The organism is Commensalibacter sp. A3DC (assembly GCF_047307945.1).
Classification (GTDB): Bacteria; Pseudomonadota; Alphaproteobacteria; order Acetobacterales; family Acetobacteraceae; genus Commensalibacter; species Commensalibacter melissae.
Genome location: NZ_JAXOQA010000112.1, coordinates 1 through 2,326 on the forward strand (window position 1 = coordinate 1; position 2,326 = coordinate 2,326).

The 2,326-nt window shown below is 33.5% G+C and carries 3 protein-coding genes; 2 read left to right on the forward strand and 1 reads right to left on the reverse strand.

Annotation, left to right across the window (positions count from 1 at the left end):
• Positions 1 to 49 precede the first annotated feature (49 nt).
• Entirely contained in the window at positions 50 to 229 is a 180-nt protein-coding gene (locus U0839_RS08675) for a hypothetical protein (RefSeq protein WP_413550493.1), read from the forward strand.
• Positions 230 to 306: 77 nt separating this feature from the next.
• Here the strand turns inward: U0839_RS08675 and U0839_RS08680 are convergent, their stop codons facing one another.
• Entirely contained in the window at positions 307 to 576 is a 270-nt protein-coding gene (locus tag U0839_RS08680; protein WP_110439471.1) for a hypothetical protein, read from the reverse strand.
• Between the two features lie 146 nt (positions 577 to 722).
• Between U0839_RS08680 and terL the strand changes: the two genes are divergently transcribed.
• Positions 723 to 2,156 carry a phage terminase large subunit gene (terL, locus tag U0839_RS08685; protein WP_413550495.1) on the forward strand — a complete coding sequence of 478 codons (1,434 nt, stop codon included), beginning with the start codon at positions 723 to 725 and terminating at the stop codon, positions 2,154 to 2,156.
• Positions 2,157 to 2,326: the final 170 nt, after the last annotated feature.

Consider the following 2,326-nt stretch of genomic DNA (forward strand, 5'->3'; position numbering starts at 1 on the left):
ATTAAATTTTTAAAAACATAAGTTGCCATTAGAAATAATGATTTTAATAATGAACAAAGCTTTGGAGGAAAAAAAATATGAAACAGCTTTGGAAATTGCCTATAAGACAGCACCGTATTGTCATCCAAAATTGAATGATGCAAAAGTAGAAATGACACAAATCAAAACATTAGAAGATATGTCTGAAGAGGAACTAAAAAACTTTATTGGCAAGGTCACGTTAAAATAGTTTTATTATAAAATTATTAAAATTAATAAATGATGCAACCTTGATGAAGCAATTCTATCAAGGTTGCATAAAGGCTCTTATCTGCCAAAATGATCAACAAAACTATATTTCTCAGCAAAATAGTTGTGAATATTTTTTCCGATTGTGGCCCAATTATCACCGTTTTCTAGTCCGGTTTTAATGATATTGAGTTTTGCCAAGCCATCAGCTTTATCATTATGAGGAGGATTAATAACTCTATCATGATGATTATTATGCTGTTGATTATTGTTATGATGTTGATGGTTATTATTGTGACCATGACCACCAGCAACTTTTGACAATTCGTTTGTTTGTAAAATTTTCATTTGTCTATACCTTTATAAAAAATTAATAACTTCAAAACCTTAAGGTAATTTTTAATATAATACTTTTTTCTGAATGAATCAAATTTCGGTTAGATAATAATTACGATTATATGATAAAATTTTTGTTAGGTGTAAAAATATAATTTATGATTTTGCTACAAAAAGCAAAAAAATTAGCCATTGAAGAACTAAAAAAACGTCATGATGCGCGTCATTATCTTTCGGCATTTACAATTTATACAAAACCGGATTATCGTGCCGGTCTTCATCTGAATTTATTATGTAAAAAACTTGAAGCAGTTGAACGTGGTGAAGTTAAAAGACTGATGGTTTTTATGCCACCGCGCCATGGAAAAAGTGAATTAATTTCAAAACGTTTTCCTGCCTGGTTTTTAGGGCGCAATCCTACAAAACAAGTCATTACAGCCAGCTATTCAGCTAAACTTGCTGATAAATTTGGTCGTGATGTTCGTAATCTAGTGACATCAAAATATTATCGAAATATTTTTTCTGATGTTGCTCTTTCAATTGATAGCAAAGCAAAGGATTTATGGGAAACCAATCATGGGGGTGTGTTTTTAACAGCAGGTATTGGTGGAAGCATGACAGGTTATGGAGGACATCTTGCTATCATTGATGATCCTGTAAAAGATAGACATGAAGCTGAAAGTCAAATAATGCGTGATAATGTCTGGGATTGGTATAAGTCTGTATTGAGAACACGAATTATGCCCGGTGGGGCCATTATTATTGTTCAGACTCGTTGGCATGTTGATGATTTGGCGGGAAGGTTATTATCACAGATGAAAAATGATGCAGGTGAAAAATGGGAGGTTATTAATTTACCAGCTATTGCAAATGAAAATGATGTTTTAGGACGGAAAAAAGGTGAGCCTTTATGGCCTGAAGCGTATGATAGAAATGAGCTTGAACAGATTCGAAAGGCTGTGGGTGAACGAGACTGGTTTGCTTTGTATCAAGGTGAACCAACGCTATCAACTGGATCAATTTTCAAAGTCAATATGCTAAATATTATTGATGCAGCACCAAAACCAGTCCAGGTTGTCAGACGTTGGGATTTTGCTGCTTCCAGAGATATTGGTAAATATGATCCTGATTGGACCGTGGGGGTAAAGATGCAACGGAATGTAGATAGTGGATATACAGTGCTTGATGTTGTGCGACTTCGTGGTTTGCCAGATGAAGTTATTAAGACTGTCAAGGCTGTCGCCAGTCAGGATGGTTTTGATGTTAAAATTGTAATTCCACAGGATCCTGGACAGGCGGGTGTGGCTCAGGTGCAATATTACCTCAAAATGCTTGCCGGGTATAAAATAAAAGCAATACGGGAAACGGGGAATAAAATTGCCAGAGCTGACCCATTTGCATCACAGGTTAACATAGGAAATGTATCTTTATTGAGAGCTAATTGGAACAGATCATATTTAGATGAACTTTCTGACTTTCCTAATGGTTCACATGATGATCAGATTGATGCTTCTTCTGGCGCTTTTGAGGCTATTTCATTACAAAGAAAATTACCGAAAATGCCAAATTGGCAAGGAATTATGAATATTTAATTAAATTTCGTATTGATAATTAAATAAAACAGCGGAATAGCCCATAAAGCTATTCCGCTTTAACTAAAATATTTAAATGATTTAAATAACTATGATTAATAAAATTATAAAATAATCTTAATTAAAATAGTCAATGATTTTAATAAGATATAATTAAACATTACTGATTG

What these genes read in the sequence shown, in the direction of transcription:
- U0839_RS08675 (WP_413550493.1), top strand. Translation starts at nt 50, where the DNA reads ATGAACAAAGCTTTGGAGGAAAAAAAATATGAAACAGCTTTGGAAATT.
- U0839_RS08680 (WP_110439471.1), bottom strand. Translation starts at nt 576, where the DNA reads ATGAAAATTTTACAAACAAACGAATTGTCAAAAGTTGCTGGTGGTCAT.
- terL (WP_413550495.1), top strand. Translation starts at nt 723, where the DNA reads ATGATTTTGCTACAAAAAGCAAAAAAATTAGCCATTGAAGAACTAAAA.